This window comes from Roseinatronobacter thiooxidans, from assembly GCF_001870675.1.
GTDB lineage: Bacteria > Pseudomonadota > Alphaproteobacteria > Rhodobacterales > Rhodobacteraceae > Roseinatronobacter > Roseinatronobacter thiooxidans.
In genome coordinates this window covers 68,868-82,781 of the sequence record NZ_MEHT01000010.1, presented here as the reverse complement: position 1 = coordinate 82,781, position 13,914 = coordinate 68,868, and the positions used below count along the sequence as shown (strand labels likewise).

Genomic DNA, 13,914 nt, shown 5'->3' with positions numbered 1-13,914 from the left:
GGCCCTCGGCGAATGCTTACAAATAAAATATGGTGCACCCGACAGGATTCGAACCTGTGACCTCTGCCTTCGGAGTGCGGGGGTCAGCGTCAAACCCTCCCAACCCCTCTCATTCTCTCTGATACTATCACATTGATTTATTGATATTTCCACTTACTCCTGCCATATCTGGATCAGCGGTTTCAATCTCGGATTTACTCTCTGCTGTTGAACCACTGTTGAACCAGCAAAGGAGAAGACTGACATGCCCAAGATTTCAAAACGCACGGTCGATGCCCTGACCATCCCGGCAAAGCGGCAATGGCTCTGGGACACCGAACTGAAGGGCTTTGGCGTGGCCCTGCGCCCGACTGGCACACACTCTTTCGTGTTCAACTATCGGGACAAGCACGGCTCCCAGAGAAACATCACGATCGGCAAAGTGGGCACCATGACGCCCGACGAGGCCAGAAAGCGCGCTGAACTCCTGCGCCGGGACGTGATGGACGGGCGTTCACCGATTGCAGAGAAGCGGGCCGCAAAACAGGCCATGACGGTTGGGGAACTGCTGGACGCCTACCTGTCGAGCGAACGGTTCAAGAAGAAAGCTGCCTCAACGCAGGCCGTCGATCGTGGGCGGATCGAGCGGCACCTTCGCCCTCTGCTAGGCAAGATCGTCCTCGAAGCGCTCACCCCCAGAGACATCGAGGCGGCACATGGCAAGATCGTTGCGGGCAAGACCGCGATGGAAGCCCCCAGCGAAAACAAGCGGGGCCGCATTCTGGTGAAGGGTGGTGAGGGCACGGCGCGCATGGCCGTCCGACTGCTGCGCGCGATCCTGTCTTGGGGCAAGGCGGCAAAGGTGCTGCCCGTCAGTGTCACCCCTGATCTGGTTGCCGGTGTCGATATTGGCCGAGACGGCAAGCGCGACCTGATCCTTGACGATCCTGAGGCTTATGCGCGCCTCTGGCGGGTTCTGGATCGTCTGACCAATCCTGACAGTCTGGAAGATGGTGAGAAGCTGGTCCGCTCCGAAGTCGCTGACGCGATCCGGGTGATCACCCTGACCGGCGCGCGAAAGGGCGAGATCATCGGCCTGCGGTGGCGGCATGTAGACCTCAAGGGCGGCACGCTCACCCTGCCGCTGGACGCCCACAAGACGGGCCGCAAGACCGGGCAAGAGCGGATCATCGGCCTACCTGCCCTCGCGTCGGCAATCATAGCCCGTCAGCCTGCCGGTTGCCCTGACGATCTGGTGTTTACGCCTGCGCGTGGTGGCGATCGGCTGGACCTTTCGAAGCCTTGGCGGATCATCCGCAATGCCGCTGGCCTGCCTGCCGGTATCGGCCTGCATGGGCTGCGGCACTCGCTGGCAACTCAGATGGCGATGAACGGTGCTGAGGCTGCTGAGATCATGTCTGCTCTTGGGCACCGGGACATCACCACGTCCCAAAAATACGTTCATTGGGCGCGCGACAAGCGGCAAGCGCTGGCCGAGAAGGCTGCGGCTGGTATCACCGCCGCGATCACTGGAAGCGTAGTCGATACCGGCAAGGTGGTGAAACTGTCCGAGGGTCAGTAGTGATCTGGAATTTCCTGCAAGGGGTAATTTGAGAAAACAACCAACTGCATGATTATTGGAAGGCATCGCTACAGTAAGGGATGCAATCCAATGACTGACAAACCATACCTGACCCGCGCCGAAGCCGCTGAGTATATCACAAGCATGGGCGCGCAGACCTCGAAGAACACACTCCAGAAATTCGCAACTGTCGGCGGCGGGCCGGTCTATCGGCGCTTTGGCAACAAGGCGCTTTACACCCGTGCCGACCTCGATGCGTGGATTGCTGAGAAAATGAGTGCCCCGATGCGCTCAACGAGCGCCGCCGCCTGATGTCCCGCGCCGGGCATTTAAACGCCCGGCTCCTTCTCTCGAAAGAACCGGGCGGGACCCGTTGAGCCTAATTCTCATCGCTGCTGATGCGAATATAGCAACATTCCCGCTCGATGGCAAGCAAACTGAAAGGCTCACGCCATGAGCGACAACACGATACCGACCTTTGCGGTCGCAATCCTGAACGGGCAAGCAGTTTTCAAATGTCCATCTTGCAGAAAGCGCAATATTCACGGCACCGGAGCGCTGCCAGGGCATCGCATTTCGCACTGTCCATGCTGGCTCGATGGCTACAATCTCACGCTGGTCGATGATGCGGCCCCGGCAGAAGGCGGGCGCTGATGGGGTATTCATTTAACGACTGGAAGGAAGGCGTCATTCCTCCGAAAGGATGGGACGCTGCTGATTGTGTTGCTGACGGCTGGACCCGAAATGACCTCGAACGGTTTATGCACGCTACGGTCGAGCGCTGGTCGCCCGAAATTGCGGCAGGGCAGGCCGCTGGCGGGCATGAAGGCGATCTGGCATCATCTGGTGGCCCCAATACTGACCTGCCGCCTGCTCGCTGCTCTGGTGACAGCTCAGGCACACAGAAACCCGACGCCGCGATCGGTGACCTCGACGACGACGAAGAGGCAACGCGATCCGACGATCTCAACCTGACCCGAGACAGCGGCGGGCGTCCGATCCTTGACCCCCGCGACCCCATGCCGTCTGCGCGCGCGCTCCTGGCCGAGCGTTACACGGTCAAGGGTTTAAGGGCGATGCACCATTATCGCGGGACGTTCTGGCGCTGGGATGGCTCCCGCTTTCGTGATGCTGATCGCGACAGTGTGCAGGCAATCATCTGGAAATATCTCGACAACGCGCGAAAACTGGTGGGCAAAGAATGCGAGGTTCTGCCTTACCAGCCGAATAGAACGGCGGTCGAGAACGTGGCGGGGGCCTTCAAGGCGGTTTGCAACCTTCCGGGGCATGTCGAGACCCCGACCTGGCTTGTTGACCATAAGAACGCGCCTGATCCGCTGGAACTGCTGCCTGTTCGCAATGGCCTTCTGCATTTGCCGTCTGGGCGGCTTTCCAGCCCTACACCGGCATTCTTTTGTTTGCATGCGTCGGGGGTGTCTTTTGACCCGGAAGCACCTGAGCCGAAAGAATGGCTGCGATTTCTCCAAATGATCTGGCCGGATGATGTGCAGGCGATCGAGGCGCTGCAAGAGGTATTCGGTTATTTTCTCTCTCCTGATACTTCACAGCAAAAAATTCCGCTGATCATCGGACCAAAGCGATCCGGCAAGGGCACGATCGCCCGCGTGCTAACCGCGCTGCTTGGGCAGGACAGTGTGACCGCCCCCACTTTGGCAAGCCTTGCCACGAACTTTGGACTGGCTCCGCTGATCGGGCGAACCGTGGCGATAATCGGAGACGCGCGATTGAGCGGCAAGGCTGACCAGTCCGCGATCGCTGAGCGCCTGCTTTCAATCTCGGGCGAAGACAGTCTGACCATTGATCGCAAGTTCGAGGCCGCTTGGACGGGTCGGCTGGGGGTCCGGTTTGTGATCATGTCCAACGAACTGCCCCGCCTCTCGGATGCGTCTGGTGCTCTGGCCTCACGCTTCCTTGTGCTGACAATGAGCAATTCATTCTACGGGCGAGAGGATCGCGGCCTTGGAAACCGGCTGATGTTTGAACTTCCGGGAATTCTCAACTGGGCGCGCGCCGGTTATCTGAGGCTGCGCGACCGTGGTTACTTCGTGCCACCCGAGAGCGCTCTGGGTGCCGTCGAGGAACTTGAGGCGCTCGGGTCGCCTATTTCGGCTTTCGTCAAGGAGCGCTGCAAGGTTGCACCTGGCCTGCGCTGCGCAGTGGATGATATGTTCGCCGCTTGGCAGGACTGGTGCAGCGACAACGGACGGAAAGAACCCGGCACGGTACAAAGTTTCGGGCGCGACCTTCGTGCTGCGGTAAATGGCCTTGCCGTGACGCGTCCAGGTTCGGGCCTCTCGCGGGTGCGCCACTATGAAGGCATCGACCTTGCCGGGTTTGGCTCACCGGGTGCGCCCGAAGACTGGTAGCGGGCAGATCGATTTGCGAAATGCAAAGGGCTGGCGACATACGTCAGCCCTTTTTGCTGACTGATCACGTCCGCGCGTCCGCACACGTCCGCGTCCGCGTCCACATTATATACATAAATCATATACCCCCTACTCTCCCCCATTTTCCTCACGTGCGTATTGATAAAAGGTCGCGGACGTATGCGGTCATAAATGATTTCCAGACTTACCCCTGCCCCTCGATCCTCTGCCGCTCAACTCTGGGACATCCTGACCGCTGCCCCCAGATTTCAGGCGCTGGGCGGCAACGTCATGGCACCGACAGGTGAAGACCACCCACATGAAATTAACCCGCCCTATGACAGCTAAGGCGCGTCACCTCGGACCCTGAACAAGTACACCAGATCGGCGATATGTTACGATTGCGCCAATGACAGAAAATATCGACGCAGGTAGAAGCGATAACGCAAATCGATCGAAGGCGTCTTGTGCACCAATCTGCTGAGTTTCCAGAAGCATCAACCCAATGCCGATGAGAAAAACGCTGATTACAGAAGCGATCGGGGCAAGGATCAGCATCCACCATTTTCGACGGTATGAGATAAGCAAGTGCGAGACGAACCAGCCGACAAGGGACAGCGCAACAACGTATATGAACATCGAAAATCCTCCTGCTAATGAATTTGTCTACTTTCATCGAGAAATTCCCGATTACCAAGCAATGATCTGCCCAATGTGCATCTGTAACGTGCAGCATCGTAACTTGCCCCCCTCGATCATCTGCCGGTCTGCAACCTCAGCGTGAGGATCGACGCAGTCCCCTGATTTCGGGCGCTGGGCGGCAACGTCATGGCGCTAGGCTCCGACCCCTCCGCCTCTGGCCGCGCCTGTGGCGTGCGCTGATCCGCTTCGGGTTGGCCGCGCCCTCGTTCGACTGAACAACCGTCTGCGCGTAAAAAGATCAAAGAAACCAAAAACGAGGATACTATGCCGCGCGGCGGGCCACGAAAAGGATCAGGCCGGAAGCCCGGAAGCCCGAATGCGCGCTCAGCGATCGAAGCGATCCGAGCCGTTGCTGACCGGCACCCCGATTGGCACCCGTTGATCCAGATGGCGGACGTAGCGAACGACACTGACTTGCCAATCGAAACGCGACTGGATGCGTGCAAGTCGGCTGCGCGCTGGATGATCCCTCCGCCGAAGCCCGTGGAACTCGAGCCGGATGCCTTGGTCGAATTGGAGGCTCGACTGGTGCGGGTCAAGCTAGAAGCACAAGATCAACTCCTGCACAGCAAGCCCGGGCTTGCAGATCGCCTGGCCCGGGCAAAGCAACAGGTTTTTGTGGTCACGGGCATCTCCCGCGCCCCTGACGAGCCAATCCCTGAACCGATTGAGGGTCTGTCCGAACGCCTGAGCAACGCCAGAGCCACCGCTGAACGCCTTGCGCAACCTGAGGACGCCCCCGCTCCCTCTGAGCGCCCCGTTCCGGCCCCAGCCCCTCCTGTAGCCGATACAGAGCCTTCCGGACCTCCTGAGCCTTACCGACCTTTGATGCCTACCCCAGCCCCGACCAGTTTCTCTACGCTCATGTCAGAGGACTATAACCCGTTCTCCAGCAAGGATTGATGCCCGATGAAAAACCTTACCCCCGCAGCCCTCGACCAGCGCATAGCGCAACTGACTGACACCCTCGCCACCACAGAGGCAGAAGTGGACGCCCTGAGCCTGCCAGCCGCGACAGGTGATGCTGCTGCTGTCGAAAAACTCGCCCGCGCGACGGCAGTGATTGCGCAACTCAATTCCGATCGAGACATCCTTGCTCGTGCGCGCGCGTCGGCTGTGAACCAGATCGACCGTGAGGCTTTGGAAAAGGCTGCTGCGGATCGTGCGGCGGCAAAGGGCCACGCCGTTGCCAGCGCCAAGCGACTGCTGGACATGGCGCGTCGGGCTGATGCCCTCGGGGCAGAGTTCGCAGCGATTGTCGAGGAAATGCCAACGGTTGAGGCCGATTTGTGGCGCGAATTGCGCGCTGCTGAGATTGCGCTATCCGATGGTGTCATCGGACGGACGCGGTTGGTGGCCTATGCGATCGAGGCCGTCAAAACTGCGCCAAACCTCCCCGCGTTCCGGGCGCGACCCTGCGCCGACATTGCATCCGTGGCCTGGACTGTGCTGATCGATGCTGACGAACAGGACATCTGAGATGAGCCGTCCCTTTGGCAGACCGATTGGCAGCAACGGCTTCGACGCGGAATTCAAACGCCTTCTTGATGCTGCGCGGGCGCGGCGCGCAAAATCGATGCCTCTCGAAAATCGCTGGTATCCCGAAGATCGGGAAGGCGCTGAATACACGACAACCACCCCTATTCGTGATGGAGACCTAAATGACTGATCTGCGATCGATGTATCCTGATGACGTGCCCGCGTCCGCTCCTGCCTCTGCGCCCCATGCAGGCCAATCTGACCGGCAACCGGATCGAACCGAACGGGTGCTGTATCCCGAAGAACATTCCACGGGTGCCACACAGCCTCAACGGCCAGAAAAACGCGCTGCCGCTTCGGATGAAGAACCTGCGGCCCTCAGCTATGAGGACAGCGCCTCTTTCGACGACACAACGGCTAAATCGTTTTTCAATCAAGCCGCCCTTGCCGCCCTTCAGGAAGATGACCGCGAAAGATCGGCGGAACTGGATCAGGCCGGGAAGGCGCTGGTCGCAGATATGAAGGACGCCGGGACGCCTTCCTCGGTATTCAACGAGGCGCTGGCCGCTTACAACGAAAGCGCTTCCGACGGTTTCACACAGGAACAGCGCGACGAAATGGCCGAGGCGACAATGAAAGAGTTGCAGGCCTCATATGGCTCTACCTTTGAAAGCGATTTGAACGCTGCGCGCGCCTTGATCGCTGACCTCGACAAGCTGACGCCCGGTTTGATTGACAGCTTAGAGGCCACCAATGCAGGGAATAGCCCGCGACTGATCAAAGCCGCGATCGCTGAGGCCAAGCGGCGCGGATACGGGCGCTGAAACTGTTGCGACCAGCGTTGCTAGTGTTGCGATTTTCACAATATAATCAATGCTTTACATGAAGGCACTGGCGCGCTATCCTCGGTTTCAGTGAAACCCTTGGAGAATTAGATCATGACCACAAGCATCCTTGCCCTTGAAGCTGACGCTCTCGAACTGAAAGCGAAGCTGGAAGACCTCGAAACCCTGGTCGCGTTTTTGCCAAGTGAGACAAACGCAGAGATGAAGATCGTCGGCGAAGCGTTCGCCATGGCTGAGAAGCTGGCAAACGCACTGGCTGATCTGAAAGAGGGCGCGGCCCCTGAACTGGTGGCCTCCGAATAATGCCGGGGAAGGTGCCCGCTGAACCTATCGTCTGCCCCATGTGTAACGCTCGGGCAGGCGCTGCAACGATCGACCGCCTTGTCCAGTCCAGCAATGTCACCGGCATGCCTGAAGCTGTCTTGCGGGCCGTATGGGCCTCTGCTGGCCGCACGGTCACGACGCTCGACCTCTTCGACGCGATGTATGTCGATGATCCTGACGGGGGGCCTTCTCAGGCGAGAATGTATGAGGACCTGCACGACGCGATCAACGTTGTGAACGTGTCTTTGGCCGGGAAGGTGCGGATTGTGCCTAAAGGGGTAGGCCGAGGGCGCTGGCGGCTGCAGATTTCGTGCTGATGATTTCCGACAGATCAGCGGAAAACCGTGCGCAATTTCCTAAGCACTGCTGAACCTGTGCTGAACCGAAAAAACCTGAATGTCTTGTTGCTGATTAAGAGCCTACCAACCGACTGTTTTTTCAGGAAAAATTGGTGCACCCGACAGGATTCGAACCTGTGACCTCTGCCTTCGGAGGGCAGCGCTCTATCCAGCTGAGCTACGGGTGCGTCTGCGCTGTCTATAGAACGACAAATACGCTGATGCAATCGCCCATTTCAGGCAAACAACTCGTGACAGAATTCCAGCGCATCGACCAGTTTATCCACATCATCGCGCGTGTTATACATTGCAAATGACGCGCGGCAGGTGGCGGTCAGGCCCAGATGGTCCATCAGGGGGGCTGCGCAATGCTGGCCCGCGCGCACGGCAATGCCTTTCTTGTCCAGCACGGTCGAGATGTCATGCGCATGTGCCGCACCTTCCAGCGTGAAGCTGAAGATAGCGCCCTTGTCGGGCGCATTGCCTTGCACATTCAGCCAGTTCAGCCCTGCAAACCTGCCCTGCGCATAATCGCGCAGATCAGCCTCATGGGCGGCAATCGCCTCCATGCCCTGCGCCATCATATAGTCAATCGCCACCCCAAGGCCGATTTGCTGGACAATCCCCGGCGTACCGGCCTCGAACTTATGGGGAGGGTCGTTATAGGTGACGGTGTCGCGCGTGACTTCGCGGATCATGTCGCCACCGCCCAGAAACGGGCGCATCTCGGCCTGTCGCGCGCGCGAGATATAGATCGCACCCGACGCCGATGGGCCATACAGCTTGTGCCCTGTCACAGCGTAGAAATCGCACCCGATGGCCTGCATATCGACCGGCATATGCACCGCCGCCTGCGACCCGTCTACCAGCACCGGCACACCTTTTTCGCGCGCACCTGCGCAGATCGCGGCCACATCGACCACGGTGCCCAGAACATTCGACATATGGGTGATTGCCACCAGTTTCGTGCGCGGGCCAATCGCGTCCAGCACGGCTTGCGGGTCCAGCGTTCCATCCGCCGCGCAATCGACCCAGCGCAGCACCGCCCCCTGCCGTTCGCGCAGGAAATGCCACGGCACAATATTGGCATGGTGTTCCATGATCGACAGAACAATCTCATCGCCCGGTTCAAACCGTGGCATCGCCCAGCCATAGGACACCAGATTGATGCCCTGCGTGGTACCTGTGGTGAAGATGATCTCATCTTCATGGGCTGCATTCAAAAAGCGCTGCAAAGTGCCGCGCACGGCCTCGTATTTATCGGTCGCCAGATTGGACAGGTAATGCAGGCCGCGATGGACATTGGAATATTCTTCGGCATAGGCGCGGGTGACCGCGTCAATCACCGCGCGCGGCTTTTGTGCAGAGGCGCCATTGTCCAGATAGACCAATGGCTTGCCATTGACTGTGCGATCTAGGATCGGAAAATCCGCGCGCACCCGCGAGATATCGAGCATGTTAGACCCCTCCTGGCGCAAGCCCCATCATTCCCAGCAAAATGGCCAGGATGACAGCCATTGCGAAGAACGAAAAAATGATGCCGACAAACACTTTGGTCGGCGATGTGAAGCCATGTAGCGCCATGATGAAGTTTGTCAGCATCCACATGAAAAAGACCAGTGCGGCAAGTGTGATCAGCCCGAACATGGCAGGAATGAACAGCAAGCTGACAATCTGCACCAGTTGGAACACCAGCATCACAAATTGCAACCACGCCATCAGGACAAGCGTGTCGGGGAATGTCCCGCCGCCGCCCAAGGCGCGCCCTATACCCTGAACCGCCACCACCATGCCCAGCAAGATAGAGGTCTGGAACATGGCCATGAACAGCATGCTGCCCTGAAACCCCTCCTCGCCCATCAGCAGCACCGAGACCTGTCCGATCAGCACCGACAGCACAACGACAATCACAAACCCCAGCCAGCGCGCATCATCGGGGATATTCATGCCTATAAGTTGCGCCGCCGCTTCGCGCGGGCGCGTTATGGTAAGGCGCACAAGCGCGCCGACATTGGCAGCATTCAAGTTCATGGATTCGGTCCTTTTCGGCAGGCCTTCAAGAGGCTTCGCCATGGCGCGGACGCGCCACTTCCAACAGCCCCGCCCCAAGTATGTAAAGAAATACCGCAGTCACCACAAACCCGAAAGATGTGACCGCCTGTGTTGGCCCCAGCAAAGCCGCAAGCCCGCCCTGCACCAGCATCAACGGCGTAACGCTCAGAAGTGACCAGAACAGCACAAGGCGCACATGCAGCCCCTGCACTGGCCCTGCCAGCACACGCAGCACAAGTTGCAACAGCCCCGCAACACCATAGAGAAGCAAAGGCAGCATGAACATGATGCCGAACAACGCGCCGCCCATCCGCTGCTCGAACGTGATAGTGGGGTCAAGTGCTGCCGCCCGCGACAGGCCCGGCCATTGCGCCACAAAGATCAACCCGCAAGAAATCAGGCCGAAAGCCAGAATCTGCGGCTCGGTTATGCCTTGGGCGATCATGCCGCGTGTTGTCGCGCGGGGCGCACGATAGGTGCGCGCCATGTTGCGGGTTACAGACATGAAACGCACCCATATCTTGACGCCCGGTCAGACAGACCGCGCGCCGCGAGTTTACAAGCCATCTCCGCCATCAGCCGCGCCGTTCAAACCATGCTTCCAGCCGTGTGCGCAGGTCATCAGCGAATGCAGAATCTGCAATCTCGTCCAGCGCTTCGGCCAGAAAGGCCAGAACCAGCAGGGTTTTGGCTGTATCTTCCGGCACACCGCGTGCGCGCAGGTAGAATAGCTGGTTGTCATCAATCTCGCCCGAGGTAGAGCCGTGGCTGCATTTCACATCATCGGCATAGATTTCCAACTCTGGCTTGGCCAGAAACTGGGCATTTTCATCCAGCAGCAATGATTGGCTGATTTGGTAGCCATCTGTCAGCTGCGCGATCTGGTCGACCAGAATCTTGCCCTGAAACACGCCCACAGCCCCACCGCGCAGCACTTTCTTGAACACCTGACGGCTTTCGCAGCGCGGCGCGCCATGCGTGATGAACACAGTGTCATCATGATGGAAGGCCCCGTCGCCGACTGTCGCGCCTGCCACATGCGCAGACCCGCCCGCGCCATCCAGCCAGATGATCGAATCATTGCGGATCAGCGCGCCATTGGCGGTCAGCGTAAAGGATTTCAGATGCGCGCCTTCGCCCAGACGCGCGAACAGATGCGCAGAGCCTACGCGCTCATGGTCGCGCCCCTGTGCGCGAATGTGGTGGAGCGTGCCGCCATCGGCAATGTCCACTTCCATGACCTGATTGAAGCGCGTGGCGATGGGGCCGTTTTCCAGCACAGTCGCCTCTGCGCCCGCCTCAACGCGAATGACATGGTGCAGCATCGCATCTGCGGTTTCGGATTTGCGCAGGTAGATCAGCGAAATGGGCTTTTGCGGCTTGCCGGTTACGCGGATCAACACACCCTCGGTCGCATAGGCGGTGTTCAGGCTGGCCAAGGGGCGCTCGACGGGCGATTGTGCCCGCGCGTCTAGCGATCCATAGAGATCGCGCGCCCAATGCAGGTCTGTGCGCGCCGCTTGCGACAGTTGGCAGATTTCCACCCCGTCCAGCACCAGCGGGTCAGAGGCCTGTTCATCGAACACACCATCGACAAACACCAGCTTGATCCGGTCAATCTGGTCAAAAACCAGCGGCTCGCCTTTGGTGTCATGCAGCGCACCGGCCACCACCCCGGCATCGGTCAGGCGGCGGGGGTCTGTATAGCGCCAGTATTCGTCGCGCTTGGTGGGCAAGCCCATGTCACGCACGCGGGCCTGTGCCGCGTTGCGCGCCTTGGTGATCCATGCGCCCCCTTCAGGAAGCGTGCGGTCCGCCAACAGTGCCTGCGCCGCCTCGACCTTTTGCGCTTTCAGTTTGGCCCGTGGCATCATGCCTGCGCCTCCGCCATCAGGTCGGCATAGCCGTTGCGTTCAACTTCCAACGCCAGTTCGGGACCGCCTGTCTTGATGATCCGGCCTTCGGACAGGATATGCACGACATCCGGTACAATATGGTCGAGAAGCCGTTGATAATGCGTGATAACAAGGAACGACCGGCCTGCATCGCGCAGCGCGTTCACACCATCTGCCACCAGTTTCATCGCGTCCACATCAAGGCCGGAATCTGTTTCATCCAAGATGCACATCTTGGGTTCCAGCATGGCCATTTGCAAAATCTCGTTGCGCTTTTTCTCACCGCCCGAGAAGCCCACATTTACAGGCCGTTTCAGCATATCGGCATCGATCTGCAAATCCTTGGCCTTTGCGCGCACGACTTTCAGGAATTCGCCCGCTGACAGTTCTTCCTGACCACGTGCTTTGCGCTGTGCATTCACGGCGGTGCGCAGAAAGGTCATGTTGCCCACGCCTGGAATCTCGACAGGGTATTGAAACGCCAGAAACAGGCCGGCGGCCGCGCGTTCCTCGGCTTCCATTTCCAACAGGTCCACGCCTTCCAGTGTGGCGCTGCCATCTGTCACGGTATAGCCATCGCGGCCCGACAGCACATAAGACAGCGTCGACTTGCCCGACCCGTTCGGCCCCATAATGGCATGCACTTCGCCGGGGTTCACCTTCAGCGACAGACCCTTGAGGATTTTCACCTCAGAATCGTCTTCAAGTTCGGCGTGCAGGTTCTTGATTTCCAACATTTAACTATTCCTCATTCCCAGCGCAAAGCGCTTTATTTCAGGGCCTCAGCCCACTGACCCTTCAAGCGAGATGGCGACCAGCGCCTGCGCTTCCATGGCGAATTCCATCGGCAATTCCTGCAACACTTCCTTGCAGAACCCGTTGACAACCAAGGCCACCGCCTCTTCCTCGTCCATCCCGCGAGAGCGGCAATAGAACAGCTGGTCGTCATCCACCTTCGAGGTTGTCGCCTCATGCTCGACACGGCTGGAAGCGTTGCGCACCTCGATATAGGGCACAGTATGCGCGCCGCATTTATCGCCAATCAACAAGCTGTCGCATTGGGTATAGTTGCGGCTGCTGGTTGCTTTGGGGTGCATCGACACCAAGCCACGATAGGTGTTTTGCGCATGGCCCGCCGAAATGCCCTTGGACACGATGCGCGAGCGTGAATTCTTGCCCAGATGCACCATTTTCGTGCCTGTGTCGGCCTGCTGCCAGTTATTGGCAATGGCGATCGAGTAGAATTCACCCTGTGTGTCATCGCCGCGCAGAATGCAGGACGGGTATTTCCATGTGATCGCACTGCCGGTTTCCACCTGCGTCCACATGACTTTCGCGCGGTCCTCGCGGCAATCGGCGCGTTTGGTGACGAAATTGTAAATCCCGCCCTTGCCGTTCTCATCGCCGGGAAACCAGTTTTGCACGGTCGAATATTTGACCTCTGCATCTTCCAGAATGACGATCTCTACCACCGCGGCATGCAGCTGGTTGGTGTCGCGCTTGGGCGCGGTGCAGCCTTCCAGATAGCTGACATGGCTGCCTTTTTCGGCAACGATCAGCGTGCGTTCAAACTGGCCGGTATTTTCCGCATTGATGCGGAAATAGGTCGAAAGCTCCATCGGGCATTTCACACCGGCGGGGATGTAGACAAAGCTGCCATCCGAGAACACAGCCGAGTTCAGCGCCGCGAAGTAATTGTCATTCTGCGGCACGACAGAGCCGAGGTATTTCTTCACCAGTTCGGGATGGTCCTGCACCGCTTCCGAGATCGAGCAGAAGATCACGCCCGCTGCTGCCAGTTCTTTCTTGAAAGTTGTCCCCAGCGAGACAGAGTCGAACACCGCATCGACCGCAACCTTGCGCCCTTCTTCCGCGCCTTCAACACCGGCCAGAAGCATTTGTTCTTTCAGCGGAATCCCCAGCTTGGCGTAGGTTTCCAGAAGTTTCGGGTCCACATCGTCCAGCGATTTGGGTTTTTCGGCCATGGATTTGGGTTTGGCATAGTAATACTGTTCCTGATAGTCGATTTCAGGAATGTTCAGCATGGCCCAGTCGGGGCTTTCCATCGTCAGCCAGCGCCGATAGGCGTCCAGCCGCCATTCCAGCAGCCATTCCGGTTCGTTATTCTTTTCAGAAATCAGGCGCACGATGTCTTCGTTCAGCCCCTTGGGCGCAAAGTCCATCTCGATCTCGGTTTCCCAACCATGCTTGTAGGTGCCCGCCATCGACTGCACTGTCTCGACAGTCTCGCGGTCTACCCCTTCGCGCATTTGCGTCTCGTCAAGTACAGCCATCTGCTTTCCTTCTCCTAATCCGGCCCCCGTGCCGGGG

Annotated in this window: 16 protein-coding genes and 1 tRNA gene; 9 read left to right on the top strand and 8 right to left on the bottom strand. The window is 58.8% G+C overall.

Features of this window, described 5'->3' with window-relative positions:
* Positions 1–244: 244 nt before the first annotated feature.
* The 5 genes from BG455_RS06935 to BG455_RS17290 all read left to right on the top strand — a co-directional run bounded on the left by BG455_RS06935 (position 245) and on the right by BG455_RS17290 (position 4,296).
* The gene (locus BG455_RS06935) at positions 245–1,561 is read left to right on the top strand and encodes a site-specific integrase (protein ID WP_071469259.1); all 1,317 of its coding nucleotides are present in this window, start codon (positions 245–247) and stop codon (positions 1,559–1,561) included.
* 90 nt (positions 1,562–1,651) lie between these two features.
* Positions 1,652–1,873: a helix-turn-helix domain-containing protein gene (locus BG455_RS06930; protein ID WP_071469258.1), complete on the top strand. Its 222-nt coding sequence runs from the start codon at positions 1,652–1,654 to the stop codon at positions 1,871–1,873.
* A 141-nt stretch (positions 1,874–2,014) separates the two neighbouring features.
* On the top strand, positions 2,015–2,215 hold the full coding sequence (locus tag BG455_RS06925) for a hypothetical protein (protein WP_071469257.1): 201 nt from the start codon (positions 2,015–2,017) through the stop codon (positions 2,213–2,215).
* Positions 2,215–3,948 (top strand): DNA primase family protein, encoded by a 1,734-nt coding sequence (locus BG455_RS06920; RefSeq protein WP_084386175.1) that lies wholly within the window; start codon positions 2,215–2,217, stop codon positions 3,946–3,948. Before BG455_RS06925 ends, BG455_RS06920 begins: the two co-directional genes overlap by 1 nt.
* Before the next feature lie 192 nt (positions 3,949–4,140).
* Positions 4,141–4,296 (top strand): hypothetical protein, encoded by a 156-nt coding sequence (locus BG455_RS17290; RefSeq protein ID WP_170124783.1) that lies wholly within the window; start codon positions 4,141–4,143, stop codon positions 4,294–4,296.
* Between the two features lie 6 nt (positions 4,297–4,302).
* Here the strand turns inward: BG455_RS17290 and BG455_RS06915 are convergent, their stop codons facing one another.
* Positions 4,303–4,587 carry a hypothetical protein gene (locus BG455_RS06915; protein ID WP_071469255.1) on the bottom strand — a complete coding sequence of 95 codons (285 nt, stop codon included), beginning with the start codon at positions 4,585–4,587 and terminating at the stop codon, positions 4,303–4,305.
* A 972-nt stretch (positions 4,588–5,559) separates the two neighbouring features.
* Here BG455_RS06915 and BG455_RS06905 point away from each other — a divergent pair.
* The 4 genes from BG455_RS06905 (at position 5,560) to BG455_RS06890 (ending at position 7,277) form a co-directional block, all read left to right on the top strand.
* Entirely contained in the window at positions 5,560–6,129 is a 570-nt protein-coding gene (locus BG455_RS06905; protein WP_071469253.1) for a hypothetical protein, read from the top strand.
* Position 6,130: 1 nt separating this feature from the next.
* On the top strand, positions 6,131–6,319 hold the full coding sequence (locus BG455_RS06900) for a hypothetical protein (RefSeq protein WP_071469252.1): 189 nt from the start codon (positions 6,131–6,133) through the stop codon (positions 6,317–6,319).
* Entirely contained in the window at positions 6,312–6,953 is a 642-nt protein-coding gene (locus BG455_RS06895; RefSeq protein WP_111361349.1) for a hypothetical protein, read from the top strand. The genes BG455_RS06900 and BG455_RS06895 overlap by 8 nt, the downstream gene beginning before the upstream one ends.
* Positions 6,954–7,067: 114 nt before the next feature.
* Complete coding sequence (locus tag BG455_RS06890; RefSeq protein WP_071469250.1) at positions 7,068–7,277, top strand: hypothetical protein; 210 nt, start codon at positions 7,068–7,070, stop codon at positions 7,275–7,277.
* 470 nt (positions 7,278–7,747) lie between these two features.
* On the opposite strand, the gene BG455_RS06880 is transcribed toward BG455_RS06890, so the two are convergent.
* From BG455_RS06880 to sufB, 7 genes are all read right to left on the bottom strand, one after another.
* Positions 7,748–7,824: transfer RNA gene (locus BG455_RS06880), tRNA-Arg, on the bottom strand.
* Positions 7,825–7,872: 48 nt separating this feature from the next.
* The gene (locus tag BG455_RS06875; protein WP_071469248.1) at positions 7,873–9,093 is read right to left on the bottom strand and encodes a cysteine desulfurase; all 1,221 of its coding nucleotides are present in this window, start codon (positions 9,091–9,093) and stop codon (positions 7,873–7,875) included.
* A gap of 1 nt (position 9,094) precedes the next feature.
* Positions 9,095–9,667: a YIP1 family protein gene (locus BG455_RS06870; protein ID WP_071469247.1), complete on the bottom strand. Its 573-nt coding sequence runs from the start codon at positions 9,665–9,667 to the stop codon at positions 9,095–9,097.
* A 25-nt stretch (positions 9,668–9,692) separates the two neighbouring features.
* Positions 9,693–10,193 carry a hypothetical protein gene (locus BG455_RS06865; protein ID WP_071469246.1) on the bottom strand — a complete coding sequence of 167 codons (501 nt, stop codon included), beginning with the start codon at positions 10,191–10,193 and terminating at the stop codon, positions 9,693–9,695.
* 70 nt (positions 10,194–10,263) lie between these two features.
* On the bottom strand, positions 10,264–11,559 hold the full coding sequence (locus BG455_RS06860; protein WP_071469267.1) for a SufB/SufD family protein: 1,296 nt from the start codon (positions 11,557–11,559) through the stop codon (positions 10,264–10,266).
* Positions 11,559–12,320, bottom strand: coding sequence for a Fe-S cluster assembly ATPase SufC (sufC, locus tag BG455_RS06855; protein ID WP_071469245.1), 762 nt, complete (start codon positions 12,318–12,320; stop codon positions 11,559–11,561). The genes BG455_RS06860 and sufC overlap by 1 nt, the downstream gene beginning before the upstream one ends.
* Positions 12,321–12,365: 45 nt before the next feature.
* Positions 12,366–13,877: a Fe-S cluster assembly protein SufB gene (sufB, locus tag BG455_RS06850; protein WP_071469244.1), complete on the bottom strand. Its 1,512-nt coding sequence runs from the start codon at positions 13,875–13,877 to the stop codon at positions 12,366–12,368.
* Positions 13,878–13,914: the final 37 nt, after the last annotated feature.